The 26,993-nt window shown below is 69.3% G+C and carries 23 protein-coding genes and 1 pseudogene; 20 read left to right on the forward strand and 4 right to left on the reverse strand.

Annotation, left to right across the window (positions count from 1 at the left end):
• The 3 genes and pseudogenes from ACRDSQ_RS05080 to ACRDSQ_RS05090 form a co-directional block, all read left to right on the forward strand.
• A pseudogene (locus ACRDSQ_RS05080) lies at window positions 1–131 on the forward strand (23S rRNA (adenine(2503)-C(2))-methyltransferase RlmN); the annotation flags it as partial.
• Window positions 132–187: 56 nt separating this feature from the next.
• Window positions 188–433 (forward strand): FitA-like ribbon-helix-helix domain-containing protein, encoded by a 246-nt coding sequence (locus ACRDSQ_RS05085; RefSeq protein WP_431419224.1) that lies wholly within the window; start codon window positions 188–190, stop codon window positions 431–433.
• Window positions 430–846 (forward strand): type II toxin-antitoxin system VapC family toxin, encoded by a 417-nt coding sequence (locus ACRDSQ_RS05090; protein WP_431419226.1) that lies wholly within the window; start codon window positions 430–432, stop codon window positions 844–846. The genes ACRDSQ_RS05085 and ACRDSQ_RS05090 overlap by 4 nt, the downstream gene beginning before the upstream one ends.
• Window positions 847–886: 40 nt before the next feature.
• Here the strand turns inward: ACRDSQ_RS05090 and ACRDSQ_RS05095 are convergent, their stop codons facing one another.
• Window positions 887–1,477, reverse strand: coding sequence for a TetR/AcrR family transcriptional regulator (locus tag ACRDSQ_RS05095; protein ID WP_431419227.1), 591 nt, complete (start codon window positions 1,475–1,477; stop codon window positions 887–889).
• Between the two features lie 87 nt (window positions 1,478–1,564).
• Here ACRDSQ_RS05095 and ACRDSQ_RS05100 point away from each other — a divergent pair, with 87 nt between their 5' ends.
• From ACRDSQ_RS05100 to ACRDSQ_RS05135, 8 genes are all read left to right on the forward strand, one after another.
• A complete protein-coding gene (locus ACRDSQ_RS05100; RefSeq protein WP_431419229.1) occupies window positions 1,565–2,764 on the forward strand; it encodes a DUF418 domain-containing protein in 1,200 nt (399 codons plus the stop codon).
• A gap of 41 nt (window positions 2,765–2,805) precedes the next feature.
• Complete coding sequence (locus ACRDSQ_RS05105; protein WP_431419231.1) at window positions 2,806–3,378, forward strand: YbaB/EbfC family nucleoid-associated protein; 573 nt, start codon at window positions 2,806–2,808, stop codon at window positions 3,376–3,378.
• A complete protein-coding gene (locus tag ACRDSQ_RS05110; protein WP_431419234.1) occupies window positions 3,375–3,698 on the forward strand; it encodes a WXG100 family type VII secretion target in 324 nt (107 codons plus the stop codon). Before ACRDSQ_RS05105 ends, ACRDSQ_RS05110 begins: the two co-directional genes overlap by 4 nt.
• A gap of 41 nt (window positions 3,699–3,739) precedes the next feature.
• A complete protein-coding gene (locus ACRDSQ_RS05115; protein ID WP_431419259.1) occupies window positions 3,740–10,003 on the forward strand; it encodes a toxin glutamine deamidase domain-containing protein in 6,264 nt (2,087 codons plus the stop codon).
• The gene (locus tag ACRDSQ_RS05120) at window positions 10,003–10,434 is read left to right on the forward strand and encodes a hypothetical protein (RefSeq protein ID WP_431419236.1); all 432 of its coding nucleotides are present in this window, start codon (window positions 10,003–10,005) and stop codon (window positions 10,432–10,434) included. Before ACRDSQ_RS05115 ends, ACRDSQ_RS05120 begins: the two co-directional genes overlap by 1 nt.
• Window positions 10,435–10,511: 77 nt before the next feature.
• Window positions 10,512–12,686, forward strand: coding sequence for an ADP-ribosylglycohydrolase family protein (locus ACRDSQ_RS05125; protein WP_431419238.1), 2,175 nt, complete (start codon window positions 10,512–10,514; stop codon window positions 12,684–12,686).
• 51 nt (window positions 12,687–12,737) lie between these two features.
• Complete coding sequence (locus ACRDSQ_RS05130; protein WP_431419240.1) at window positions 12,738–14,093, forward strand: ADP-ribosylglycohydrolase family protein; 1,356 nt, start codon at window positions 12,738–12,740, stop codon at window positions 14,091–14,093.
• A 44-nt stretch (window positions 14,094–14,137) separates the two neighbouring features.
• Window positions 14,138–14,299 (forward strand): hypothetical protein, encoded by a 162-nt coding sequence (locus tag ACRDSQ_RS05135; RefSeq protein WP_166657836.1) that lies wholly within the window; start codon window positions 14,138–14,140, stop codon window positions 14,297–14,299.
• 51 nt (window positions 14,300–14,350) lie between these two features.
• On the opposite strand, the gene ACRDSQ_RS05140 is transcribed toward ACRDSQ_RS05135, so the two are convergent.
• Both ACRDSQ_RS05140 and ACRDSQ_RS05145 read right to left on the reverse strand, forming a co-directional pair.
• Window positions 14,351–14,662: a DUF2631 domain-containing protein gene (locus ACRDSQ_RS05140; RefSeq protein WP_431419242.1), complete on the reverse strand. Its 312-nt coding sequence runs from the start codon at window positions 14,660–14,662 to the stop codon at window positions 14,351–14,353.
• A 69-nt stretch (window positions 14,663–14,731) separates the two neighbouring features.
• Window positions 14,732–15,001, reverse strand: coding sequence for a GlsB/YeaQ/YmgE family stress response membrane protein (locus tag ACRDSQ_RS05145; protein WP_431419244.1), 270 nt, complete (start codon window positions 14,999–15,001; stop codon window positions 14,732–14,734).
• A 215-nt stretch (window positions 15,002–15,216) separates the two neighbouring features.
• Between ACRDSQ_RS05145 and dxr the strand changes: the two genes are divergently transcribed.
• The 8 genes from dxr to map all read left to right on the forward strand — a co-directional run bounded on the left by dxr (window position 15,217) and on the right by map (window position 24,657).
• A complete protein-coding gene (gene dxr, locus ACRDSQ_RS05150) occupies window positions 15,217–16,467 on the forward strand; it encodes a 1-deoxy-D-xylulose-5-phosphate reductoisomerase (RefSeq protein ID WP_431419246.1) in 1,251 nt (416 codons plus the stop codon).
• 2 nt (window positions 16,468–16,469) lie between these two features.
• Window positions 16,470–17,690: a M50 family metallopeptidase gene (locus ACRDSQ_RS05155; RefSeq protein ID WP_431419247.1), complete on the forward strand. Its 1,221-nt coding sequence runs from the start codon at window positions 16,470–16,472 to the stop codon at window positions 17,688–17,690.
• Window positions 17,691–17,730: 40 nt separating this feature from the next.
• Window positions 17,731–18,858 (forward strand): flavodoxin-dependent (E)-4-hydroxy-3-methylbut-2-enyl-diphosphate synthase, encoded by a 1,128-nt coding sequence (gene ispG / locus ACRDSQ_RS05160; RefSeq protein WP_431419261.1) that lies wholly within the window; start codon window positions 17,731–17,733, stop codon window positions 18,856–18,858.
• A 58-nt stretch (window positions 18,859–18,916) separates the two neighbouring features.
• Complete coding sequence (locus ACRDSQ_RS05165; RefSeq protein ID WP_431419249.1) at window positions 18,917–20,281, forward strand: AAA family ATPase; 1,365 nt, start codon at window positions 18,917–18,919, stop codon at window positions 20,279–20,281.
• A gap of 131 nt (window positions 20,282–20,412) precedes the next feature.
• Window positions 20,413–21,015 (forward strand): HNH endonuclease, encoded by a 603-nt coding sequence (locus tag ACRDSQ_RS05170; RefSeq protein ID WP_431419250.1) that lies wholly within the window; start codon window positions 20,413–20,415, stop codon window positions 21,013–21,015.
• A gap of 41 nt (window positions 21,016–21,056) precedes the next feature.
• On the forward strand, window positions 21,057–21,914 hold the full coding sequence (locus tag ACRDSQ_RS05175; RefSeq protein ID WP_431419252.1) for a GNAT family N-acetyltransferase: 858 nt from the start codon (window positions 21,057–21,059) through the stop codon (window positions 21,912–21,914).
• Between the two features lie 58 nt (window positions 21,915–21,972).
• Window positions 21,973–23,778: a penicillin-binding transpeptidase domain-containing protein gene (locus ACRDSQ_RS05180; RefSeq protein ID WP_431419253.1), complete on the forward strand. Its 1,806-nt coding sequence runs from the start codon at window positions 21,973–21,975 to the stop codon at window positions 23,776–23,778.
• A gap of 21 nt (window positions 23,779–23,799) precedes the next feature.
• Window positions 23,800–24,657 carry a type I methionyl aminopeptidase gene (gene map, locus ACRDSQ_RS05185; RefSeq protein WP_431419254.1) on the forward strand — a complete coding sequence of 286 codons (858 nt, stop codon included), beginning with the start codon at window positions 23,800–23,802 and terminating at the stop codon, window positions 24,655–24,657.
• Here map and ACRDSQ_RS05190 read toward each other — a convergent pair.
• On the reverse strand, window positions 24,654–25,343 hold the full coding sequence (locus ACRDSQ_RS05190; RefSeq protein ID WP_431419256.1) for a hypothetical protein: 690 nt from the start codon (window positions 25,341–25,343) through the stop codon (window positions 24,654–24,656). The genes map and ACRDSQ_RS05190 overlap by 4 nt on opposite strands.
• A 49-nt stretch (window positions 25,344–25,392) precedes the next feature.
• Here ACRDSQ_RS05190 and ACRDSQ_RS05195 point away from each other — a divergent pair, with 49 nt between their 5' ends.
• Entirely contained in the window at window positions 25,393–26,913 is a 1,521-nt protein-coding gene (locus tag ACRDSQ_RS05195; protein WP_431419258.1) for a cobyric acid synthase, read from the forward strand.
• Window positions 26,914–26,993: the final 80 nt, after the last annotated feature.

Below are 26,993 nucleotides of genomic sequence, written 5' to 3' on the forward strand. Positions count from 1 at the left end.
ACGCGGCACCGAAGCCGGTGGAGCGTGAGTTCGTCCGCCGGGTCAACGCCGGTGGGGTCGCCTGCACCGTGCGCGACACCCGAGGCCAGGAGATCGCCGCGGCCTGCGGCCAACTCGCCGCCGAAGGCTGACACAGGCCGCGGCGAAATGCTAGCATTGACAGCAGTGCTGGCATTGGAGGTGCGCAGTGGCGACGTTGACCATCCGGGATTTCGATGATGATCTGAAGGCCGAACTGCGGATTCGGGCCGCCCGACATGGTCGCTCGATGGAAGCTGAAGTCCGGGCGATTCTCAGCGAGGTGCTGACCAGGCGAACGTCAGGATCGGGCATGGCAACACGGATCCGACAGCGGTTCGCGGACGCTGATGATGTTTCGTTTGAGCCTCCGCCGCGGACCGAACTCGCGCGAGCGGCGGAGCTACCTGAGTGATTGTTCTCGACACCAACGTCGTCTCCGAGCTGATGCGGGTCGTTCCCGATGAAAGCGTCGTCGCGTGGGTTGATCAGTACCCGGCTGGCGACATTTTCGTCACGGCGGTGACGGCGGCCGAGTTGTTGCATGGGGTTGAGCGGCTGCCTGATGGTCGCCGTAAAAGTGTGCTCATGGTCAAGGTCGCCGAGCTTCTGACCCAGGACTTCCAAGGTCAGGTTCTGCCCTTCGGTATCGCGGCGGCGGCGCACGCTGCGCAGCTCTCCGCGGTGCGCGAGCTCGGCGGCAAGCCGATCAGCATGGCTGACGCGCAGATCGCCGCGATCTGTCTGCACCACAACGCGCACCTGGCCACCCGAAACACCAAGGATTTCATCGACACGGGAGTCCGCGTGCTGAATCCGTGGGGATGAGGTCCACGCGCGTCTTTGGTCGGCTCGCGTCAGGCCGGCCCTACTTCGCCTGAAGAACCCTCGCGAGCACCTGGCGCAATGTCTCGCGCTCCTGCTTCGGCGCGAACGACGGGTCCACCGCGACCCGGTTGAACAAACCGTCCACCAGTACCGCCAGCCAGGTCGCGGCGGTGTCGACGTCCAGACCGGGATCGATGTGGCCCGCCGCTGTCGCGCGCTCGACCAACGCGGCCAGCCCGGCGCGCAGCGTCCGGTCGTTGGCCGAGACCAGTTCCGCGATCCGCTCGTCCCGAGTGGCCTCGGCTGAGATCTCCAGGGCGAGCTTGGCGTACTCGTCGTCGGCCAAGTCGATGAGCAGGTCGAAGAACCCGGTCAATGCCGCCCACGGGTCCATCGTGGACAACTCGGCGAACAGGGCCTCGGTCTCGGACCCGTCCTGCTCGACGATCGCCGCGAAGATCGCGTGCTTGCTTTCGAAGTAGTGGAACAGATTGCCCGAGCTCATCCCGGCCTCGGCGCAGATGTCGGCGGTGCGGGTCTGACCGAAACCCTTGCGCGAGAAGCACCGCGCCGCCGCGGCCAGGATCTGGCGGCGGCGCGCCTCGTGCTTGGCCGGGTCCACGGTACGCATCGGGCTTGATTCAACCAGGGAGTTGACGGCGGAGGATCATCGCGTCCAATATTAGACCGAGCACTCGGTTTATGAAAGAGGTACGCAATGTCCGCACCACATCGCATCCAGCGGGTCGACGCCCTGCGCGGCTTCGCCCTCTTCGGCATCCTGGCCGTCAACGTCTGGGCGTTCGCCACCGGCTACTACGCCTCCGGGATCGCCGACCCGGCCGGAGATCCAGTCATCCAGCTGATCGTCTCGACCCTGTTCGAAACCAAGTTCTACCTGCTGTTCTCCTTCCTCTTCGGCTACAGCTTCACCCTGCAGCTCGACTCGGCGGCCCGCGCGGAAGCCGCGTTCGTGCCCAGGATCGTCCGCAGGCAACTGGGGCTGGCCGCGATCGGCGTCGCCCACGCCGTGCTGCTGTTCCACGGCGACATCCTCACCACCTACGCCGTGCTCGGCATGGTGCTGCTGGCCCTACGCGGCCTGTCCACCGCCCGCGCGGTTCGCGTGGCCATCGGCCTGGTGGTGGTCGCGGGCACCGCGTGGACCCTGCTCGGCGTCCTGGATCTGTTCACGCACAGCCAGGTCGATGCCGCCGCGGTGTCGGCGAGGGTCGCCGACACGGTCGCCGCGTTCCGTGGGACGCCCGGAACCGTTGTGGCCGAACACCTTCGGCAGCTTCCCAGCACTCTGGTGGTCGTGCTGCTGGTCCAGGCCCCGAGTGCGCTGGCGATGTTCCTGCTCGGCTCCGCCGCGGGCCGGGAACGGGTGCTCGCCGAACCGGAGCGGCACCGGGCCCTGTGGTCATGGCTGCTGCGCGCGGGCTTGCCGGTCGGGCTTGTCGGGGCCGCGTTCTATGGCTACGTAGCGACCTACCACCCCGGCGGCCCGGTCGAGACGCTCGCGATGGGCATCGGCATGCTCACCGCCCCGCTGCTGACCGGTGGTTACGTCGCGGCGCTGCTGAAACTGTTCGAGACCCGCGCGGTTGCCATGTTCTCGCCGGCGGGCAAGCTGGCGTTGACCAACTACGTCGCCCAGTCCGCCGTGCTCAGCGTCGTGTTCCTCGGGTACGGCCTCGGCCTGATCGGCAGGCTGCCCGTCCCCGCGGTGCTCGGCGTGGCGATCGTCCTCTATGCCGCACAGCTCGCTGTCAGCGCATGGTGGGTGCGGCGACATCGCTACGGACCGCTGGAATGGCTGCTGCGCGCGGCGACCCTGGGCAGGCTCTGTTCCCGCGAGCAAACGATGATCAGCCGTATGGCGGACTCACCATTACCGCGTCAGGCCGCCCGGTAGGGTCTCCGATGCCGACGAACGACCTTGGGGGGACTGTGGGCATGCCGGGGGACGACCGGGCCAGTCTGGTGGCGCGCAACGCCGCCATGAAGGAGCAGGTCGACAGTCTTCTCGACACGTTCCACCGGCAGACCGAGATGCTGCGTGACGCCCAGGCCGCGGCCGCGCAGACCTCGGCGTCGGTCAGCTCCAAGGACGGGCTTGTCCGCGCCACCGTCGATTCCAGCGGGGCGCTCGCCAACCTGGAGTTCGCTCCGTCGGCGTTCGAGCGCAGCACGCCTGAGGCGTTGGCACGCACGGTGTTGCAACTCGCCCGCGAAGGGGCGGCCCAGGTCAAACAGCAGGTCGCCGGGTTGATGTCGCCGCTGACCGAGGGGCTGCCCGACCTTTCCGACCTCGTCGAGGGTGCCCCGTCGCTGTCGGGGCTGCTGCCCAAGATGCCGGAGGTGCCCACGCCACCGCCGATGGTCGAGCCGGAGTCCTATGAGGACGAGAGCGCGGTCTTCGGCGGCGCCGAGGCCGCTCCCCAGGCGCCCGTCCGTAGGCCGCGCCCGCCGCGCGATGACGACGACGATGAGCAGCCCGATAGCTGGCTGAACCGGGGTGGCCGGTGACCGCGGGGGGCGGCTTCAGCATCGAGCCGGACGTCGCGGCGAGCGCGGCGACCAAGCTCGGCTCCGCCGGCGACCAGATGGCCAACGTGGGCCGGGCGCTGGCGGACGCCCTCGCCGCCGAGGGGGCGTGCTGGGGTGGGGACGAGTCCGGCCAGGAGTTCGCCAAGGACTACGTGCCTGGCGCGGACGGCGCGGTCAAGGCCTTCACCTCACTCGCCGATGGCCTGCGGGGCATGAAGCAGGCCGTCACCGACGCGATGACCGCGTACGAAAGCACGGACCAGGGCAGCTTCCAAGCATTGAACGGGCAAGGGAACTGACTTTGTCGACCGTGGCGCGCAGGGGGTAAAGCGCAGTGGGTATGGAGATGCCCGACGAGGTCAAGTGGCTCTTGCCCATCGTCGTCGGCGAAAGCTGGCCGGAGGGCGATGAGGACAAGCTACGCAACCTGCGCGACGCCTGGCACCGGGCGGCGCAGGCGGTGCCGGGCGTGGCCCAGACCGCCGACCAGGGCGCGAACTCGGTCATCGACGTGTGGACCGGCCAGAGCGCCGAGGCGTTCGAGAAGATGTGGCAGAAGTTCGTCGAGGGCGACGACGCCTACTTCACCGCGATCGCCAAGGCCTGCCAAGCCCTGGGTGACTCCTGCGACGCCACGGCCCTCGACGTCGAGTACACGAAGTACATGATCATCGCTTCGCTGATCATGCTCGCCATCTCCATCGCCGCCATGATCGCCTCGGCGTTCGTCACCTTCGGCGCCTCCACCGCAGGCATCGTCCCCGCGCAGATCGCGACGCGGATGACGGTGCAGATGCTGTTCCGGCAGCTGCTGCAGAAGCTGATGCAGCAGGGCTTCAAGCACGCGGCGAAGGAGGTCCTCAAGAAGGTCCTCCGCGAGGTCGGCGAGGGAATGATCGAGGAAGTCCTCCTCGACGTCGCCGTGCAGGGCGTCCAGTTCGCCACCGGCGACCGCAAGTCGCTGGACCTGAGCAAGACCACCGACGCCGCCATCAGCGGTGCCGTCGAGGGCGTCGTCGGCGCCGCCGCGGACGCCATCCCCAAGGGCGCCACCCGCGGCCTGTCCGACAGCGTCGGTGGCCAGATCGTCGACAACGCGGCCAGAGGCGCGGTCCGCGGCGCCGCGGAAGGCGTCGCCACGACCGTCGGCGAAGCGGCCGTGACCGGCAAACTGGGCGAGCTGTCCGCCAAGGACCTCCTGATGAGCGCCTCGGGCGGCGCTGTTGACGGCGGAGTCGGCGGCGCCAAGGGCGGCATGGACGGCATCGCCAAGGCGAACCTGCCGACCCTCGACACCGACTACGGCACTGGCGACGCGGACCTTCCCGGCCCCCGCCAGACCCCGCCTAGCGATCCCGCACCGAGTCAATCTGCCCCGGCCACTCAGTCCACACCGAACCCTTCCGATCCGTCACCGTCCACATCGGACTCGCCTGGTTCTGGGGCAGGCCGGTCGGAATCCCCTGGCGCCGCAGGCGATTCGGGTGCTCGCGAGCCGAGCGTCCAATCGAGCCCGAGTGGCCAGTCGACTCCGCAGTCGTCGACACCGCCCTCGAATCACACCGAGAGCTCGGGCGCGCAACCCGCCACCGCCACAGGCGGGCTGGGGACTCAGGGTGGCCCGTCGCAGCCGGGTTCGGGTGGGTCGGGTGAGAGCCAGCAGGCGGGTCCGTCGCAATCCGCGTCTGGGCAGTCCGGTTCAGCACAGTCCGGCGGGCAGTCCGGTGCACCCCAGTCTGGTGGGTCTCAGTCTGGTGGGGCACAGCCGGGCGGGGCACAGCCGGGCGGGGCACAGTCTGGTGCCCCACAGGGGGGTTCGCCGCAGTCCAGTGGTCCCGCCCAGTCCGGGACGTCGCAATCGGGTGGTTCGCCGCAGCCTGGTGGTTCTGGCCAATCTGGTGGGTCCGCCCAGTCGGGTGGTTCGGCGCAGCCTGGCGGGTCGCCGCAGCCTGGCGGGTCGTCCTCGGCGGGCGGTTCGCCGCAATCCGGCGCCCCCGCTCAGTCTGGCGCGCCCGCTCAGTCGGGTGGTTCGTCACCGATCAGCGGCGGTGCTCCGCACTCCTCGGGCGGGGCCTCGCCGGCTCCGGCGGGTGGCTCGCCCGTGTCGACGGGCGCGCCCGCGTCGTCCGGCGCCTCAGCGGGATTGTCCGGTGTCACACCGACCTCGTCCGGGCAGGGGGGAACGCCCCCCACTCCTTCCACCGCATCGCCGAATTCGTCGGGAGGGTCGCCGTCCGCCGCGACGTCGTCGACCGGGGGGTACGGGCAGGCTCCGCCACCGGCGGGCGGGCAGCCCTCTGCCGCCAACGGCGGATACGGCATGGCACCTCCGCCTTCCGGGGGCTTCGGCCCCGGCAGCGGAGGGGCCGACCCTCGCCACCAGAATCCGCACACCGACGCGGTCGCAGCGGCGGGCTTCGCTGGTGGCCAGTTCCAGCCTCGGCCGGATGGCGCGCCTGGCGCTCCGCGCAACGACGGTTCACCCGCTCCGCAGCAGGGTGCCGGTTTCGCACCTCAGCAGATGGCCGGTGGTCTCGGACACCGCCCGCAAGGCGGCCCGGCGCCCGGATCCCAGCACCCCGGATCCCAGCACCCGGGATCCCAGCACCCCGGATCCCAGCACCCCGGATCCCAGCACCAAGGGCCACCGCAGCGGGGTCCCGTGCAAGGAGCGCCGCAGCCCGGGGGCAGGCACCCGCAACAACCGTTCCAGCAGGCTTCGGCAAGGCCCCCGCACAATCCGGGGCCACCTGGCCCGACGCAGGCCCCGCCAGGTCACCGGCCCGGACCTCCACCGGGTCAGATGCCGCCCGGCCAGCACCCGCAGGCGCCGCCCCAGGGCTTCACCTCGGCTGGTCCGCGCCATCCCGGGCCGCAGGCCCACCCGGCTTCCCCGCAGGGCTACAACCCCGCGGGGCAACGCCCACAGAACCCGCAGGGTTACAACCCCGCAGGCCAACGGCCACATAACCCGCAGGGTCACAACCCCGCAGGCCAACGGCCACAGAATCCGCAGGGCAACAGCCCCGCAGGCCAACGGCCACAGAACCCGCAGGGTCACAACCCTGCGGGGCAACGCCCACAGGATCCGCAGGGCTACAACCCCGCGGCGCAACGCCCACAGAACCCGCAGGGCCCCTACCCGCCGCAAGGGCAGAACCCGCCCGGCCCGCAGCGTCCCTACGCCCCGGGCGGCCAAGCCCCAGCGGGTCCCGGCTATCCCAATGTCGCGCCACAAGGCCCTGGTCAGCGCCCGCAGCAACCCGGTCCCCACCAGCAGGGCCCCGTGCCGCCATACCAGCAGCGGCCTCCCCATGGCGTCACTCCGAACGGGCCGCGGGCTCCGATGCCCCAGCAGGCGGGCCCACGTCCGCCCGTTGCCGGCCGTCCACCGGCGCAGGTCCCGCCGCAGGGGCAGCAGCCGCCACGCCAAGACGCCGTTCCGCCGCAGGCGTACAACGCCGGCCCACCGCCAGGAGCCATCACCACACCGCCGGGGCCTGGAGTGCTTGGCCCCGAGCCAGTCGACCCTGCCCAGCGAACGGATACCCCGGCCACGTCCACGGTCGCACCGGACTCCACCGACCGCACCCGGTCGGAGGCTGAGCCACCTGCTCCCGCGACCCGAGAGCCGATCGACACCGACACCGCCCCTGGGCCGGACGACACGTCCACCGACACGGCTCCGGACATCAATCCCGAGCCGGATCACACCGCAGGCGAGACCGCGACTCCCGAGTCGGATCGTGCCGAAGCCGACCTGTCGGATCCCACACCCGCCGACTCGGGGAACCCAGAACCCCGCTCGCCGAACGAGGACTACCTCTTCGACCCCGACCACCGGGCCACCGCGGCTGACCACGCGGCGATCGTGGCGGCCTTCGGCGAAGGCGACAGGCACAACCAGGTCATCGAGGAATCGCTTGCCAAGCGCGATTCCCATGAATCCCTTGCGCACCTTTCCGACGAAGCCGCGGTCTCGATCTACGCCTACACCGGGCACGACTTGTTCGTGTCGGCCAACAATGCCCACCGGATGGGTCCGGGGTCGCTGGGTGTCGATTTTGACAAGGCACAACACCAGGTCCGGTCGATCGTCTCGGCCCTCAACGAACTCGCACCGATGCGGGGTGAACTGGTCCGCGGCATCGACGTCGGTGGAAACCCGACTCTGGCGAAGCTGGTCGCCGACCAGTACGTGCCCGGCCGCACGACCGCGGAGCCGACGATCGTCAGCGCCACGATCAAGGACTCCGCGGACACCGTCTCGAAGTTCGGCGACGACGTCGAGATCCACATCCAGGCGAAGACCGCCCGCGATGTCAGCTTGCTGTCGCAGAACCGCGACGAACGGGAAGCGGTGTCCAAGCCCGGCACCCAGTGGTACACCCACGAGAAGGAGACGATCGAGGTCTCCGACGGCAAGACCACTCGGCAAAAGACGATCATCCGGGTCGAGGAGGTCCTCCCCGGAGACCCGCGTTACCTCGACAAGGCCGACGCCGAACGCGAGATGGCCGACCGTCGAGCGGCCAACCGGGACAACGCCAAGATCTTCAAGGCGCACGCGGACGAGATCAGCATCTCGACAAAACTCGATGGCGGAACACCGGACCAGCCGAAGGCCCCAGCAGCGCATCAGGGCTTCGGCGACGCTCTCGGCACCGGCTCCGATCAGGGCACACAGTCCGCGCCGGAGCCCAGTGTCATCGCGGACCGGCTCAACCCGCCCGAGCAGGAGGGCGGCTACGCTGGGACTGGTTCCCAGCACGACGGCGTAGCGCTCGGCGCCGACCAGGCGGGCGACCACGACTGGTCGCCGCTGGCCCACGCGACGAACCCGCCCAGCGAAGCCGCGATCCACGCCGACACAGCCAATCCGAATCAGGCGGCCAAGTACGTCGCCGAGCGGCACGGCGACATGGCCGAGGTCAACCCGCGCTACCGCGACGCGGACGCCTTCGAACGGGGCTACCAGACCAACTGCACCCGCGGCGTCGTCGCGAACGCGTTGCGGCACGCCGGGATCGACGCGCAGGCGGGCCCTCTGCGCCCCAAGGACATGGAGTCCATGGGCACGCTGGACTACGTTCGCGACCAGTTGGGCGGCGAGTGGCAGTCCCACGGCGGCTACGACGACGTCATCCGCACGATGCGCGAGCAGCCGGTCGGCTCGCGTGCGGTGATCGCGGTGAAATACACCGGTTCCGACGGCAACGAGTACGGCCACGTGGCGGAAGTGGTGAACACGAAGGAAGGCGTCGCGTTCATCGACCCGCAGAGCAACTCGCTCATGACCTTGCCGCACCCACCCGGGAAACTCGATCTCCTTCCCTATGACCCGGCTACTGTCGCCGAACGCCACGCCGCACGCGCGCACGCCGACGCCATGGGCGACGGCTCACCGAGCGAATCGCAGGTACGAGCGAGCAACACCGAGCAGGCGAGCCAGGCGGGCTATGGAGCCGCCGAGCAGGTAGGCGACCCCGCGGATCAACGGGGCGACCGCCCGCTGCCGACTCGTGAGCAGATCGCCGACTATCTGCGGGAACCTCGGGTGCAGGCCGCGCTTCAAGCGGGCGACGCGATCAGCCTGCGGGATCCGGACTCCCGGATCAAGGTGGACGGCAGGCAGTTGCACGTCGGCGAGGCGATCGTCGAATTGCTGCCGCGTCATCCCGAACTGGCCAGGATCTTGCGCGACGTGCCGTACCTGGAGAACTCACTCCTGGCGCGGCCACAGACTTTGTCGAACTTGCTGCGCCATCCGGAGGCGATTGTCGTCCTCGAGGATTGCGTGCGGGAGGTCCGTGACCACGAACCCGGTCCGCAAGCCCTCGCTGAGCATTTCGACGAACAGCCGAAACCACCCCCCGGCCTGCTCACCACTGAGCAAGCCGAGATATCGGGCAGGGCGGCGCAGATCGCTGCGGACAGCGATGATGCGCACCGGGCCCAACTGGGCTTCGATCGCCGGAAGATGACGGATGCGGCCTATCAGTGGGCGTATCTGGATGGGCTCTACGAGAACTGGGCGGGTAAACAGGCTCAGCTCCACGCCCTCGCCGAATCGGTGGCGAAAGCCAGTGGTGGTGCCGCGTTCTCGCGCCCGACCGAGAAGAGCCGAGTGCGGGCTGCGGACAAGATTAAAGACAACGGTGGTCACGCGGACAGGCTCACGGACCTCGTGGGGTCGAAGATCCAATACCGCTCGATGGCAGACGCTTACCGAGGCTTGAAGGCGTTGATGGAGCACGTTGCCAAGGACGGCTCCAAGGTGCGGATCGTGGAGTTCTCCGATCGGTTCGCCACACCGCAGAAGAGCGGCTACCGTGACCTACAGCTCAGTATCCGCCTCGAATTGCCGGACCGCACATTTCATGTCGCCGAACTTCGACTCCACTTGACGGCCATCGATGATGTGGCCGATTACGAACATGCGTTGTTCGAGGTTCGCCGTGACTTCAAGCACGTGGCCGACGAGCAAGGTCGGAAGATGAGCTGGGAGGAGCGTGCGCTGATCGGTTCGATCCTCGAAGAGGAGAAGCGCCGCTTCGGCACGGCTTTCGAGCTCGGTGAAGGCAAGGTACGAGGAGGTGGCTGATGGTCGAAATACCGTCCTATTTTAGGTACTACAACAAGACATTCAAGCTCGACGCCGACGCCGAAGGGAACTGGATCGGCTATCTGCTCAATATCGACACAGGCGAGTTCGAGTTGGACAACCGGCCGATCACCGAAGTGTTGTTCGCGACGTCGACCAGTGAGGTCGCCGTGCTCAATGAGGATGACTTCATCCGGCGCACCGAAGAGGAGCGTGCTGGCTACCTGCGCGGCGACGGTCCGATTTTCGCGTTGTACGACACGATTGCCGGACTTTTCGAACAGCGCGAACGAGAAGGCAGGCAAAGCTTCCATGACGAAGAACGCGCGCTGATCCGGTCGATCCGGAAGCGGACTTTCAAGATGTGGGAAGAGGAGTTCGCGCGGCGTGCGGCGGGCGAGCCGCCGAGTTTCACCGTCAAGCACAAATAGGATTGAGCATGGGCCGTCCTCATGGCGGGCCGCCGCGAGCTAGAGATTTCGTTCCGACAGGGAAAGGCTGAACCAGGGTGGAAGCCGCGGAGGCGGTGGCCAAGGCCGAGGAGTGGCTGCGCGCCGTGCACGGGCCTTCGGGTCTGCGGGTCGACCGCGACAAGGTGCGCCGTGTCCCCGAGGGCTGGTCGGTGCCGTACAACTCGATCGCCTACCTCGACGGCGGTGACGCGGGCAAGGAGATCTTCCCGCCGCCGCGGCTCATCGTCCGGGTTCCTGAATGCGACCTTCGTGAGGCCAGTCCGCGTCCCGGCGGGTTGAGCATTCCGGCTCGCGTGCCGGGCCAGGAGTACTGGTCTGAGATCGTCGACAACGAATTCGCCGAGTCCGGTCTCGGGCACCTCGGTGTGCCCAATTCCGCCGTGGCGGGGTGGACCAAGATCCTCGCCGACGGAACCACGACCGATGAACAGCGAGCCAACCCGAACTTCCGGTTCGGCCCGAACCGCCTGGGAATGCGCAAATGCGTGACCCCGCTTGAGTATCTGGTGGCATTGCGTGCGGCGGGCTGGCTCAGCGAAGAGCGGTTCATCACCGCGCTCGCGGGCTCAGAGGTACTGGTCAAGTATGCCAACGACGGAACGATCGCCCGGAACAGCGACGGTTCGGTCAGTGCCTACGCCGCGAGCCGGTTGGTGCCGGAGGGGGTGCGGAGCTGGCGCCGGGTGGACGTCGCGACGCTCATGTCGCTGATCGAGCCCGCGCCGGATCTCACCGTGTACGGCAATGAACGTCCGCAGGAGGTTTCGGCGGCTGACCTGACTGCCGCGATCGCTCGGTTCCCCCGGCATCAACCGACGGTCGATGAGCACTGTGTGCCTCCGGAAGCGTCGCCGGAGATCGAGCGGTACGTCCAGGAGACCGCGTCCCGCTTGGGGCTCAGCTCGCCGGTGCTGATTCCCACCCATGGCGCCGACGAGGCACGCCGGGCGCGATTCGACCTCACTGTGGAGGAGTGCCGCAAAACGGTGCTTGGCCGGTCGTGGCGGCAGTTGGCCTTCGAGACGGGCGAGCGGCGCCTGCCCGAGGACCTCGCGTCGAACGGCCTCATGCCCGCCTACGACGCGGAGGGCAACGTCACGTCGGTATTGGACACGTTCGGCAAGTACTGCGATCCCATGATCGTCCCACGGCGCTACGCCTGGCATCGCGTCGTCGGGGCCTATGTCGGCTTCGCCCTCGGCGAGGCGCTCGGCGCCGCCGCGGACAAGCTGAACTCCGATGAGATCCGGGCGAAGTACGGTCCGCGCGGCATCGTCGACCTGGTCCCCGCGTTCGACCGGCCCGGACAGATCGGCCCGTTGACGCAGCGGCTGCTGTTCCTCACCGACGGCGTCGTCCGCAGCCCACACCGCGAGGACTCCACCAAGCAGGCACAGTTCGCGCCCGCCGCGGCTGGATCCCTGTTGCGCTGGCTCCACGTCACCATGGGCGACGCAGTGCCGGTCGACATCGACGGCTGGCTGGTCAAGGTGCCTGAACTGCGCGCTGATCGTCACCCGGACCCCGATGACCTCGCCGCGGTCCGCCGACTCGCCGCCGGGGAGCCGGGCACGGGCTCCGGCCCGGCCGCACTGCTCGCCGCGTTGCCCGCCGCCCTCAGCGAGGCTTGGCCGCGCAATGGAATCGATGGTGGCGCGGTCGCCGCCGCGCGGTTGCTCGCCGGGCTGACCCACGGGCCGGGAGTCGACATCGAGGCCGCCGCGTTCCTGACGCAGGTGTTCGAGAAGATGCTGAGCAACGGTGGTGCCGTGTGGGCAGTCAGAGATCAAGTGCTGGATAAGTCACCCTGGCCCCAGGAAATCCGGGCCATGGCAGGCAAGTGCGCGCCCGACTTGGCTGTTCGCGGGCTGCCGCGGCTGTGCAGCCCGTGGGAGCTGGGCGCGGGCCGAGACACGCTTACCGTGCTGGGCCAAGCATTCGGCGCTATCACCTCGTTCGAGAACCAGCCCGAACACGCGCTGTGGCGCGCGGTCAACCACCCCGGCCGCAGCGCCTTGACCGGTGCGCTCACCGGCGCGCTCCTGGGCATGCGCGACGGCGTCGCGAGCCTTCCGGAGAAGTGGGTCGAGCAGCTCGAGTTGCGGTACCTGGTCCAGAACGTGGCCGACGACGCCTTCCGGCACTTCGAGACTGCGTCGCCGGTGGATACGAACATCGACCGGTGGTCGAAGCGGTATCCGCGCGGATGAGGACAACTCTGGCGCCGTCCTTCGCGTCCGTACTCGAGGTGGCGAACTGACATGGCGGGCGATCAGTGGCTCAGTGACGCTGACCTCGCGGTCCTCGCGCGCCTGCTGCGCAAGCAGCGCCAAGTCGACGCGCAGGGATCCGGGCTTTCCGGACCGGTCGAGGTGTCCAGGGTGGAGTTGCACATCGGAGTGGACGCGCAGGGGCGTCGGTTCATCGCGCGCAGTCCCGTGGGGGCCGCGGATCCGGATGTTCTGCAGCCTGCCGCGGCTCAGCCGCAGGTGCGGCAGCCGACCGCGGTCCAGTCCGAGGTTCGGCACTCAGGCCAGGTCGACGCCCGGCTGTGGCGGGGGAGTCTGCTGGCCGGTGCCGTGGCCGATGCCCTGGGTGCGCCGATCGAGTCGAAGCCGATGGATCAGATCCGGGAGGTGTTCGGGCCCGCGGGCATCACCGGGCTGGTCCCGGAGCGGGATGGCATCGGCCGGATCACCGACGACACTCAGATGACCCTGTTCACCGGCGAAGCCCTGATTCGCGCGCACGCGCAGCAACGCCGCGTGGGTTCCAGCGATGTCCGCTATTCGACCCAGCTCGCCTATCAGCGCTGGCTGCACACCCAGGGTGTGCCGTGGGAGAAGGCCCGCGGCCCGAGGAACACGACCGAGACCCCGGACGGCTGGCTGATGGGGATCCCCGGCCTGTTCAAGCGCCGCGCGCCGGGGGCGACGTGTTTCTTCGCGCTCAAGGGGTACGGCCAGACCGGTGAGCTGGGGACGTTCACCCACACCCTGAACAATTCGAAGGGCTGCGGCGGGGTCATGCGGGCCGCTCCGGCCGCGCTGTGGTCCGACGATCCCGCGGAGGTCTTCGAGATCGGGGCGATGACGGCCGCCCTCACCCACAGCCACCCCAGCGGCTACCTGCCTGCGGGTGCCCTCGCGGTCATGGTCCAGACCCTGGCCCGCGGTGGCTCCCTCGCCGACGCGCTGGCGGCCTGCCGGGCCCAGCTGTCGCGGTGGAACGGCCACGAGGAGACCACCGCGGCCCTGGACGCGGCCGTCGAGCTGTCCGGGCGGGGCGTGCCCACCCCGGAGAAGGTCGGCACCCTCGGCGGCGGCAACGTGGGGGAGACCGCGCTGTCCATCGCGGTGTACTCGGCGCTGGCGACGAGCGACCTCAACGCCGCCTTGCTGGTCTCGGTCAACCATGACGGCGACAGCGACTCCACGGGCGCGGTGTGCGGCAACATCGTCGGCGCCCTCTACGGCGAGGACGCCATCGAACCGACCTGGCTGGCCCAGCTGGAGATGCGCGAGGTCATCGAGGCGATGGCTGCGGACCTGCTCGCCGAGTTCGGTTCCCGGCCGCCCGTCGACGACCGGTGGGCGACTCGTTACCCGAACGACTGAATCGGTGGTCGCGCCGCTGTGACCTGCGGGTCTACCGTGGAGGCATGGCGACGAAGGTCATCGAAGTCGAGGACGACGAGCTCAAGCTGATCCTGGCCGCGCTGCGTTCGTACCTGACCGACTTCGGCCACGATGAGGCCGATCTGCAGCGCGCTATCAAACACCTGATAGCGAAGCTGCCGCGACCGGAGAGGACCGTCGCGTAGCGATGGTCATTAAAGCGACGCCGCGTGCGCGCGGCGTCGCTGAGACGCGACCTATCCGCGCCAGGAAGTGCGGCGCTTGTGGACGAGCCAGCCCACGCCGCCCAGCAGGAACACGCCGGTGCCGATGAGCCACAGGTTCTCGGTCCACCCGCCGTGGTTGCCGATGAGCATCCCGAACATCGCCAGGCCCACGAACACGCCGGCGATGACGGTGCCGCGCGGGAACGATCCGTGCCAGCCCCACTCGGCCGACGGCTCCTCCTGCGGGCTGACCCTGAACGCGGCGGCAGGGGTGGCCTTCCGCTTCTCCAGCTCCGTGCGCGCCACGTGTTCCTCCAGCTGATCGGTTGGTGCGGGGGTCATATTTCCACACCCCGGACATGATGCGGGCGCCGTGGTCACCACGGCGCCCGCACTGTGATCGGAGTCGCGCTACACCCTCGCTCGACCACGTCCCGTCACGAGTCGGTACACGCCGAGCAGGATCAGCGAGCCCAGGATGGCCAGCAGCCACGTCCGCAGACTGAAGAACGTGCCCAGGCCGCCGCCGAAGATGGCGTTGCCGATGAAGCCGCCGAGGATGGCGCCGACAATGCCGATCAGGATGGTGACGATGGCGCCACCAGGGTCGTTACCAGGCATGATGGCCTTGGCGATGAGACCGGCGACCAATCCGAGAACGATCCAGCCGAGAATGCCCATCGGGTACTCCTTCGCTCGGTTCCCGCGTGCCGCGGGGTCCTGCCGGGTGGATGCCCGCAGACACCTCAGGGTATTCGCCCCGGAGATCAGATTGCGCTGAACGGGCTAATTTGACCTCCGCCGGCAGGTGGTACCGGCGAGACCAGCGTCACCGACAGCTACATCACGCCCCGCCCGTGCGTCCGACCGTCGGACTTCGGGAACAATGGACCGTGATGACTCCCTCTTCCGCGCGCGAGCGCTCACTGCTGGTACTCGGCTCGACCGGTTCGGTCGGGACGCAGGCCCTCGACGTCGTGGCCGCCAACCCCGACCGCTTCACCGTCGCCGGCCTCGCCGCGGGCGGGTCCGACCCGGTTCTGCTCGCCGAGCAGGCGCTGCGGTTCAACGCCGGCGCCATCGCCGTCACCAAGGCCACGGCCGCGCAGGACGTCCAGCTCGCCCTGTTCGCCGAGGCCCAGAAGCGGGGCTACACCTCGGGCGACTTCCGGATGCCGCGCATCTTCGCGGGGCCGGACGCGGTCACCGATCTCATCGAGGCCGTGCCCGCCGACATCGTCCTCAACGCCATCACCGGCTCCCGAGGCCTGCCCGCGACCCTCAAGGCCCTCGAATCCGGCGCCACCCTCGCCCTGGCCAACAAGGAGTCCCTCATCGCGGGCGGCTCGCTGGTCCTGGACGCGGCCAAGCCCGGGCAACTGGTGCCGGTGGACTCCGAGCACTCGGCGATGGCTCAAGCGTTGCGGGGCGGTCGCAGCGAGGAGGTCGACCGTCTCGTCCTCACCGCATCGGGTGGACCCTTTCGGGGGAAGACCCGGGCCGAGCTGACGGACGTCACCGCGATCGACGCCCTCGCGCACCCGACGTGGGCGATGGGCCCGGTCATCACCATCAACTCCGCGACCCTGGTGAACAAGGCGCTGGAGCTGATCGAGGCGCACCTGCTCTTCGACGTGCCCTATGACCGCATCGACGTGGTGGTGCACCCGCAGTCGATCGTGCACTCCATGGTCACCTTCACCGACGGGTCCACGCTGGCCCAGGCCAGCCCGCCGGACATGCGGCTGCCGATCGCGCTGGCCCTGGGCTGGCCCGACCGCATCCCCGGCGCGGCGAAGGCGTGCGACTGGACCACGGCGAGCCAGTGGACCTTCGAGCCGCTCGACCACGAGACCTTCCCGGCCGTCCGGCTGGCCCAGGCGGCGGGGGAGACCGGCGGCTGCCTGCCCGCCGTCTACAACGCCGCCAACGAGGAGGCGGTCGCCGCCTTCCTGCGAGGCGACGCCACCTTCACAGCCATTGTGGACACTATTGCTCGGGTGCTCGACGACGCGGGCGACTGGCAGGGCGCGCCACGCGACGTCGATGAGGTGCTCGCCGCCGAGCACTGGGCACGCGCCCGCGCGCGAGAACGCCTCGCGGTGACAGCTGGTCCGCGTGACGTCGTCGGGCCGGGAAGGAACTGACCGTGCTCGTTTGGCTCCTGGGTCTCGTGCTTTTCGCGCTGGGCATCTGCGTGTCCGTCGCACTGCACGAAGCGGGGCACATGCTGACCGCGAAGGCGTTCGGCATGAAGGTCCGCCGGTACTTCATCGGGTTCGGACCGAAGATCTTCTCGTTCCGCCGCGGTGAGACCGAGTACGGCCTCAAGGCGATCCCCGCGGGCGGCTTCTGCGACATCGCGGGCATGACCGCGCTCGACGAGGTCACCCCCGAGGAGGCGCCGCGCGCGATGTGGCGCTACCCGGCCTGGAAGCGCATCGTCGTGCTTTCCGCCGGGTCGATCACCCACTTCATCCTCGGCTTCATCATCCTGTACCTGATGGCCGTGTCCATGGGCCTGCCGAACTACGAGAACCGCGCGGTCGTCGGCTCCACGTCGTGCGCGGCGCCCACGATGGACCCGAAGACGTTCAAGCAGGCCGACTGCGGCCCGAACGACCCTTCGCCCGCCATCGCGGCCGGGATCCGCGAGGGCGACGAGATCGTCAGCGTCAACGGCAAGCCCACCGCGAACTGGTCCGAGGTCCTCACCACGGTGCGCGACCTGCGTGGGGACAGCACCTTCGTCGTCCTGCGCGACGGCCAGGAGCTGACCATGAAGGTCGCCGTGGCCACGGTCCAGCGGGTGCCGGTCGACGCGCAGCCCGGCAAGGACGACACCAAGCTGACCGAGGTCGGCGCGGTCGGCATCGGCAAGGCCGGGATGGTCGACTTCACCGCCCTCTCCGCGGTCGGCGGCACCGTGTCGTTCACCGGCGAGATGTTCGTGAAGACCTGGGAAGGCCTCATGCGCTTCCCCGAGAAGATCCCCGCTGTCGTGCGCGCGATCGGCGGGGCGGAGAATGACCCCGAGCGACCGGTCAGCGTCGTCGGCGCGAGCGTCATCGGCGCGGACGCGGCCGAGCAGGGCATCTGGGAGATCTTCGTCCTGATGCTGGCCGCGCTGAACTTCTTCGTCGGCGTGTTCAACCTGCTGCCGCTGCTCCCGCTCGACGGCGGGCACATCGCCATCACGCTCTACGAGCGGGTGCGTGACGTGATCCGCAAGCTGCGCGGCCTGGCCCCGGCGGGTCCGGTCGACTACACCAAGCTCACCGGGGTCACCATGGTCCTGGTGATCGTGGGTGGCGCGATCGTGCTGCTCACCGTGACCGCCGACATCGTCAACCCGATTCGATTGCAGTAACACGAGAGGTCTGAGGAACATGTCCGACGTGATGCTCGGGATGCCCGCGCTGCCGCCCCCGGTGCTCTCCGAGCGCCGCAAGACGAGGCAGTTGCAGGTCGGCTCCGTCGGTGTCGGCAGCGAGTCGCCGATCTCGGTGCAGTCGATGACGACGACGGTCACCGCGGACGTGAACGCCACCCTGCAGCAGATCGCCGAGCTGACCGCGGCGGGCTGCGACATCGTCCGGGTGGCGTGCCCGTCGCAGGACGACGCGGAGGCGCTGGCGGCGATCGCGAAGAAGTCGCAGATCCCGGTGATCGCCGACATCCACTTCCAGCCGAAGTACGTGTTCGCGGCGATCGAGGCCGGGTGCGCGGCGGTGCGGGTCAACCCGGGCAACATCCGCAAGTTCGACGACCAGGTCAAGGAGATCGCGGCGGCGGCCCGCGATCACGGCACCCCGATCCGGATCGGCGTCAACGCCGGTTCGCTGGACCCGCGGCTGCTCAAGAAGTACGGCAAGGCCACCCCGGAGGCGCTGGCCGAGTCGGCCATGTGGGAGGCGTCGCTGTTCGCCGAGCACGACTTCCACGACATCAAGATCTCGGTCAAGCACAACGACCCGGTCGTGATGATCCGCGCGTACGAGCTGCTCGCCGAGCAGTGCGACTACCCGCTGCACCTCGGGGTCACCGAGGCGGGCCCGGCGTTCCAGGGAACGATCAAGTCCGCGGTGGCGTTCGGCGCCCTGCTGCGCAAGGGCATCGGCGACACGATCCGGGTCTCGCTCTCGGCTCCTCCGGTGGAGGAGGTCAAGGTCGGCATCCAGATCCTGCAGTCGCTCAACCTCAAGCAGCGCAAGCTGGAGATCGTGTCGTGCCCGTCGTGCGGGCGCGCGCAGGTCGACGTCTACAAGCTGGCCGACGAGGTGACCGCGGGCCTGGAGGGCATGGAGGTCCCGCTGCGCGTCGCGGTCATGGGCTGTGTCGTGAACGGGCCAGGCGAGGCGCGGGAAGCCGACCTCGGTGTGGCCTCGGGTAACGGCAAGGGGCAGATCTTCGTCAAGGGCGAGGTCATCAAGACCGTGCCTGAGCACCAGATCGTCGAGACCCTCATCGAGGAAGCAATGCGGCTCGCGGAGCAGATGGGCGAGTCCGAAGGGACGCCATCGGTCACCGTGGGCTGACGAACACGGATCAACTTCCGTAGAGTTCCCCGCGTCGACAGGAGAGGGGACCTTCGTCATGTACCTCGCCCGCGTGACACTGCGGAACATCCGCGGCTTCTCCGGCGCGCGCGACGTCGACCTGCCGCTCACCCGACCGGACGGCTCGCACGCAGGATGGACCGTGATCGCGGGCCGCAACGGCTCCGGCAAGACGTCGCTGCTGCGGGGCATCGCCCTCGCGGTCAGCGGCCCGGCCGTGGCCCGCAGTCTCGTGCCCGACTTCGAGAACTGGGTGACGGTGGGCTGCCGCGAGGCCTCGGCCCAGGTGCGCATCGCCTACGACCCGGTCTTTGACCGGTTCTACGGCAAGGGCAGGCTGCCCGCCCGCGACTTCGGCGCGGGCCTGCAGTGGACCTATCCGGACGACAGCGACGAGGGCAGGCGCACCAACCAGCCGTCGATGGCGGCGGCCGGCAGTCCCAGCAGCCGCAGCCAGTTCGTCGCCCGCGGCCCGTGGCAGGACAACCCGGGAGGGTGGTTCTGCGCGGCCTACGGGCCGTTCCGCAGGCTGGTCGGCGGGGCCGGTGACGCGCAGCGGCTGATGCTCAGCCCCGGGCCGGTCGCCCGGCTCGTGAGCCTCTTCCACGAGGACGCCTCGCTCGCGGAGGGCGTCGGGTGGCTCATCGAGCAGCACCTTCGCACCCTCGAAGAGCGGCCCGGCGCCGAGCAGCTCAAGGAAGCGGCTCTACAAATTCTGGCCAACGGACTGCTACCGGACGGTTATCGGATCGAGAAGGTCGATTCCGACGGCCTGTGGGTGGCCAATGGGGACAAACGATTCCCATTGCGCGAAATGAGTGACGGTTACCGAACGGTAGCGGCACTCGTTGTCGACTTGTTGAAGCAGATCAACGACGCGTATGGGACCATTCCGGTGAATAATGACTCCGGGATCACCGCGGTCACCGCACCCGGAGTGGTCATCATCGATGAGGTGGACGCCCACCTGCACGTCTCCTGGCAGAAGCGTATCGGCGGCTGGCTCAAGTCTCATTTTCCCAACATTCAATTCATCGTCACCACCCATAGCCCCTACATTTGCCAGGCCGCCGACCCAGGTGGCCTGATCCGCCTTGCAGGCCCTGACCAGGAGGAACCTCCCTCCGTCGTCGGTCAGGACCTGTATGAGCGCATCGTTTTCGGCAGCGGGGACGACGCGGTGCTCTCTGACCTTTTCGGCCTGGATACGCCATACTCGGAGAAGGCGCAGTCATTGCGCCGCGAACTCGTCGATCTCGAGGTCGCGGTCGTCAGTGATGTCGCCGACGAAGAACAGGAACGGCGCTATCTACAGTTGCGGGAATTGCTCGAGAGTTCACCCGTGGCCAGGGTGGGAGAGGTGACTGCCCGGCTGCACGAAGCGGGAGCTGCCGGCGCGTGATTCGCATCGCTCGCGTCACTTTGCACTCGACAACAACGGACCGGCTATCGGACCTGACCAACAAAATCTCCGCCGTCCGCCGCGCGGAACGTGTGGCGTCGGCTCGCGCCTTCTGGCGGACGAATTCCGCGGTGAAAGGCTCCTTGCGCGAAGCGCTGGCCTACATGGCCCCCGGCGTCCAGCGGTGCATGTACTGCGGCGACAGCCTCGGCGCCGACATCGACCACTTCGACCCGCTCTCCCGTTCCCCGCTGCGCACCTTCGACTGGCTCAACCACCTCCTGGCCTGCTCGGTGTGCAACAGCCACCAGAAGCGCGACCTTTTTCCCGTCGACGACAAGGGCAGGCCGCTGCTGATCGACCCGACCAGCGAAGACCCGTTCGACCACCTCCTGCTGTCCCTCTCGGTCGGCGAGTATCGGGCGCTGACGCCGAAGGGGACCGCGACCATTCAGGTGTTCGGGCTCAACCGCGCGCTGCTGGTGCGCGGCCGCGAACAGGCCAGGCGGGTCGTTGTCGCGAGCCTGCGCGGCTGGGCGCGGGCTCGGGCCCGCGACGACGAGTCGGACATGGAGGAGTGCGTCCTGACGATCCGCGAGCAGCCGTTCGCGGATGTGTGCCATGCGATGCTGCGCCAATCCGACGTGCCGCGCGCCGAGATCGTCTTCGGCCGCGACAGCGACGTGCTGCCGACGCTGCGCGATCCCCGGCTCCGCGCATGTTTGGCCAGGTGACTCCGTTTCCCGTGCGGCCCCGGATCTGGCAGGCTTGAGGGGTGTTGCGGCTTGCAGGAGCGCGGCTGCTCGACGAACGGGACGGTCAGGCGGTGCGCGCGGTGCTCACCGCCGACCCCGTGGCGTCCTGCATGGTCGCCTCCCGAGTCGAATCGGTCGGTCTGGACCCATGGCGCCTTGGTGGCGAGGTCTGGGGCTGCGAGGCCCGCGGCCTGCGGCCGGTGAGCAGGCTTGAGGCGCTGTGCTTCGCCGGTCCCAACCTGATTCCCTTACGTGGCAAGCGGTCCGCTCTGCAGGCGTTCGCCGAGCGGGCGCTGCGCAGGCGCCGGATGTGCTCGTCGATGGTCGGACCCGCCGAGCAGGTCCTCGGCCTGTGGTCGGAACTGGCGTCCGACTGGGGCCCAGCCCGCGAGGTCCGCGCCGACCAGCCGCTGATGGCGATCTCCACCGCGCCCGCCACCGCGCCCGACCCGCTCGTCCGCCCGGTCCGGCCCGATGAGCTCGACCGCTACCTGCCCGCCGCCATCGCGATGTTCATCGAAGAGGTTGGTGTCGACCCCCGCATCGGAGATGGCGGATCCGGTTATCGCGCGCGTGTCGCCGAACTGATCGCGGGCGGGCGCGCGTTCGCCCGGTTCGAGGGCGGCGACGTCGTGTTCAAGGCCGAGATCGGCGCGCTGTCGAGCGCGGTCGGCCAGATCCAAGGGGTGTGGGTGCACCCGGACCGCCGCGGCGAGGGCCTCGGCAGCACGGGCACCGCCGCCGTCGTGCACCGGTTGGTCGACGGCATGGGCCGCACCGCGAGCCTCTACGTCAACTCCTACAACTCCGCCGCGCGCGCCGCGTACACGCGCATCGGGTTCGCGCAGGTGGGGCAGTACGCGACCGTGCTGTTCTAAGGCTGTTCCGAGGACATCCCCACACACGGCGCACACGGCTGCGGGCATACTGCGGGGCGTGCGCGTCTCCTTCAGCCGCCCCGCCGCTCTCCTCGCCGCGCTGGTGGCCGTTCTCCCGCTGACCGCCTGCGCCTTCGGGGCCGACCCCGGCCCGAAGGACGCGGCCGACCAGTTCGTCGCCGCGTTCGCGGGCGGCGACACCGTGACCGCCGCACAGCAGACCGACTCCGCCGAATCGGCCAAGGCGCTGATGGACAAGGTGCGCGGCGGGATCAAGCCCGCGACGGTGATCGCGCACGTCAAGGACGTGGCGACGACCGAGGGCCAGCCGTCGGCGAAGGCCACCTACGAGATCACGTGGGACCTCGGCCGCGGCAGGCTCTGGACGTACACGAGCACCTTCGACCTCCGCACCGAGAACGACTCGTGGAAGGTGCACTGGGAGCCCAGCGTCCTGCACCCCAAGCTCGCCGCCCAGCAGACGATCGCCGTGCGCGACATCGAGGCGTCGCTCGCCCCGGTGCTCGACCGCGACGGCACCCCCGTGCTGCACCCCGAACGGGTGATCTCGGTGCTGTTCGACCAGGGCAAGGCCGGTGACGCCACCGCCATCGCCGGGCAGCTGGCGGGCGCGCTGTCCGGGATCGACCCGACGATCACCCAGGCGTCGATCCTCGAAGGGGCGACCAAGGCGGGCGGCAAGGCCTACCAGGTCGTGGCGCTGCGCGACGGCGACTACCAGAAGGTCCGAGCGCAGATCTACGAGCTGCAAGGCGTCCGCTTCACCGCCGAGTCGCGGCTGCTGCCGGTCGACAAGGCGCTGGCGCCCACGCTGCTGCCGGGCATCCGCAAGCTCGTCGAGCAGCAGGTCGAGGGCGCGGCCGGGTGGAGCGTGCACACCGTGGACGGCGCGGGCGCCGACGTCGAGGAGCTGTTCTCCAAGCAGGCCGAGCCCGCGACGGCCGTCCGGGTCGCGTTGAGCAAGCAGGTGCAGAGCGCCGCCCAGGCGGCGATCGCGGGTGAGGCGACGCCATCGATGATCGTGGCGATCCAGCCGTCCACCGGCGACGTCCTGGCGGTCGCGCAGAACGCGCCCGCCGATGCCGCGGGCCAGCTCGCGCTCACCGGCCGGTACCCGCCGGGCTCCACGTTCAAGATCGTGACGGCGGCCGCCGCGCTGAAGTCCGGCAAGGCCGCCGCGGACACCCCACTGGGCTGTCCCGGAACCAAGGTCATCGACGGCCGCGAGATCCCCAACAGCGGCAAGTTCGACAAGGGCGTCATCCCGCTGCGGTCGGCGTTCGCGTTCTCGTGCAACACCACGTTCGCGGAGCTGGCCGTCGCCATGGCCCCTGACGAGCTGACGAACATGGCCAAGCAGCTCGGCCTGGGCGTCGACTACGTGGTGCCGGGCTTCACCACCATCACCGGCTCGGTGCCGCCCGCCACGGGCAAGGTCGAGCGCGCCGAGGACGGGTTCGGCCAGGGCAAGGTCGTGGCCAGCCCGTTCGGGATGGCGGTCGTGGCCGCCACCGTCGCGTCCGGCACGGTCCCCAAGCCCGTCCTGGTGCGCGGTTCGGAGACGAAGTCCGACACCGTTGCGGATCCGGTGGCCGCCGAGGTCCTCGGCCCGGTGCGGGACATGATGCGCGAGGTCGTCACCGGAGGCACGGCGGGCGCGCTCGGCCCCTACGGCGATGTCCGGGGCAAGACCGGCACCGCGCAGTTCGGCGACGGGACGCACTCGCACGGCTGGTTCGTGGGCTACCGCGGGGACATCGCGTTCGCCGTGCTGCTGACCGACGTGGGCCAGTCCGGCACCGCCGTGCAGGCCGCCGCGAGGTTCCTCGGCGCGGTCGGCTGAGCGGGTCGTAGGCTGGTGGTCATGTCTGTGCGTGCTCCACTGAAGCCGGGAGAGCAGTCGCCTCGCCGCGTCGTGCCCTCCGCCATCGCCCGTCCCGAGTACGTCGACCGGCCCGCGCCGCGCAAGAACGCTGACCCTTGGGTGCAGCCGCCGGAGATCGTCGAGGCGATGCGGGTGGCCGGGCGGATCGCCGCGCGGGCGCTGCAGGAGGGCGGCAAGGCCGTCAAGCCGGGCGCGACCACCGACGACGTGGACGCGGTCGTGCACGAGTACCTGCTCGACCACCAGGCGTACCCGTCGACTCTGGGCTACCGCGGCTTCCCGAAGTCCTGCTGCGTCTCGCTCAACGAGGTCATCTGCCACGGCATCCCCGACTCGACGGTGATCGAGGACGGCGACATCGTCAACATCGACGTCACCGCGTTCATCGGCGGCGTCCACGGCGACACCAACGCGACGTTCCTCGCGGGCGAGGTCGCCGAGGAGGCCCGGCTGCTCGTCGAGCGCACGCACGAGGCCACGATGCGCGCGATCAAGGCCGTGCGGCCGGGTCGCGCGATCAACGTGATCGGCCGCGTCATCGAGGCCTATGCCAAGCGCTTCGGCTACGGGGTGGTGCGCGACTTCACCGGCCACGGCATCGGCACGTCGTTCCACAGTGGACTGGTGATCCTGCACTACGAGGAGCCCACGGTCACCACGATGATCGAGCCCGGCATGACGTTCACGATCGAGCCGATGATCACCCTCGGCGGGATCGACTACGACATCTGGGACGACGACTGGACGGTCACGACCAAGGACAAGAGCTGGACCGCCCAGTTCGAGCACACCATCGTCGTCACCGACACCGGCTCCGAGATCCTCACCCTGCCCTAGAGAACCTCTAGGACCGCCGCGGCGACCGGTCCGGGATCGGTCGCCGGGGCCAGGTGGTGCGAGTCGAGCACCCGGGTCGGCCAGCGGAGTTCGCGTGCCTGGTGCAACTCGCCGACATAGGCCTCGGAGAGGCAGACGTAGCTCGACGGCCCGGACCACTCGACGCTTGGCCGCGCCTCCTTGAGGAACGCGATCGGCACCTCGGGGGCCTCGTCGGCGATCTCCGCGCGCAGGGCCTCGTCGTGCACGAGGTCGGGCAGCGGGTCGGCGTCGAACCAGTCGGGCCACCGGGGGAGCCTGCCGTTGCGGCTGATCTTGTACAGCCCGTCGTAGACCTCCGGCGCCACCGTCTCGCGCCAACTCTGCCCCGGCGTCGGCAGACCGGCGTCGAGGTAGACCAGACCCGCGACCGCGTCCTCCAGGTCCTCGGCGAACGCGGGCAGCAGCGGCCCGGCGGCGCTGTGGCCCACGAGCACCACCGGGCCGGTGAGCGGGACATCGGACAGGGCGTCGGCGAACGCGCCGATGAGCCGCTGGTGGACCGGTGAGGCGACGACGCTGAGGCGCAGGTCCAACAGGACCGCGGGATGCCCGAGAGCGGCGAGCGCGTCGGCGAGCGGACGCAGGCTGGCGGGCCCGAGGAACGGGCTGTGCACCAGGACGGCGGTGACGGGTGCGGCGGGCATAACGGGGATGATGGCAGCCTGGCCCGACGAATGGTGAGGGGACGGTCGAATGTCCGGAGCGTTGTTGGTCGCGGGGACGACCTCGGACGCGGGCAAGAGCGTCCTCGTGGCGGGTCTGTGCCGGTGGCTCGCCCGGTCCGGGGTTCGCGTGGCGCCGTTCAAGGCGCAGAACATGTCCAACAACTCGATGGTCACCCCGGACGGCGGCGAGATCGGCCGGGCGCAGGCGCTGCAGGCCGCCGCGTGTGGGATCGAGCCGAGCGTTCGGTTCAACCCGGTGCTGTTGAAACCGGGGTCCGACCGCAGTTCGCAGGTCGTGGTCCTGGGCAAACCGGTCGGTGTCACAACCGCGGTTTCGTATCGCGCTCGCAAGGCCGAGCTGATGGAGACCGTTCTGGCGACCCTCGCGGACCTACGCTCGGACTATGAAGTCGTCGTTTGTGAGGGCGCGGGCTCGCCCACCGAGATCAACCTGCGGGCCAGCGACATCGCGAACATGGGCCTGGCCCGCGCGGCGAACCTGCCGGTCCTGGTCGTCGGCGACATCGACCGCGGTGGTGTCTTCGCTCACCTCTTCGGCACCCTGGCCCTGCTCGACCCGGCCGACCAGGCGCTGATCGCCGGCTTCGTCATCAACAAGTTCCGCGGCGACCCGGCCTTGCTGGGGCCAGGACTGCGGCAGTTGCGTTCGCTGACCGGGCGCGAGGTCCTGGGCGTTGTCCCGTGGTCGGAAGACCTGTGGCTCGACGCCGAGGACTCCCTGTCCTACGCCGCCGACGGCGTCGTCGGCCGCCCCGCGCCGCCCATCGGCACCCAGTGGCTGCGGGTCGCCGTCGTCCGCCTGCCCCGCATCTCGAACGCCACGGATGTCGAGGCAATGGCCTGCGAACCGGGCGTCTCGGTCCGCTTCGTCACCGAGCCGTCCCGGCTCGCGGACGCCGACCTGATCGTCCTGCCGGGCTCAAAGTCCACAGTGGACGACCTCGGCTGGCTGCGCCGCACCGGCCTGGCCGACGCGGTCATGGCGCACGCACGCCGAGGCCTACCAGTGGTCGGCATCTGCGGCGGATTCCAGATGCTCGGCACCGTCATCGACGACCGCGTCGAGTCCGGCGCGGGCATGGTGGAGGCGCTGGGACTGCTGGACGTGGACGTGGAGTTCGCCGCGGAGAAGGTCCTGACGCGGCCGCGGGGGACGGTCTTCGGCGAACCGGCCGTCGGCTACGAGATCCACCACGGCCGGGTCGCCAGGTCCGAGCACGACGGTTTGGTGACCCTGCCCGACGGATCCACCGAGGGCGTCCTCGACGGCGCGATCCTCGGCACCCACTGGCACGGCCTGCTGGAGAACGACGCCGCCCGCCGCGCGATCCTGCGGTGGGCCGCCGAGTGGGCGGGCCGCGACGGCTTCAAGCCCGCCTCGGACACCTCGTTCGCCACCGCCCGAGCCACCCAACTGGACATCCTCGGCGACCTCGTCGAAAACCACCTGGACACCACCGCCATCCGCCACCTGATCGACAACGGCCCCCCACCCACCCTCCCCTTCATCCCCCCAGGCCCCCCCTAACCCACCCGCGAGTCCCACGTTCAAAACAGCGAGTTCCACGTTCAAAACAGTGAGTTCCACGTTCAGGACAGTGAGTTCCA

The organism is Actinokineospora sp. (assembly GCF_050699995.1).
In the GTDB taxonomy this organism is placed as follows: domain Bacteria; phylum Actinomycetota; class Actinomycetes; order Mycobacteriales; family Pseudonocardiaceae; genus Actinokineospora.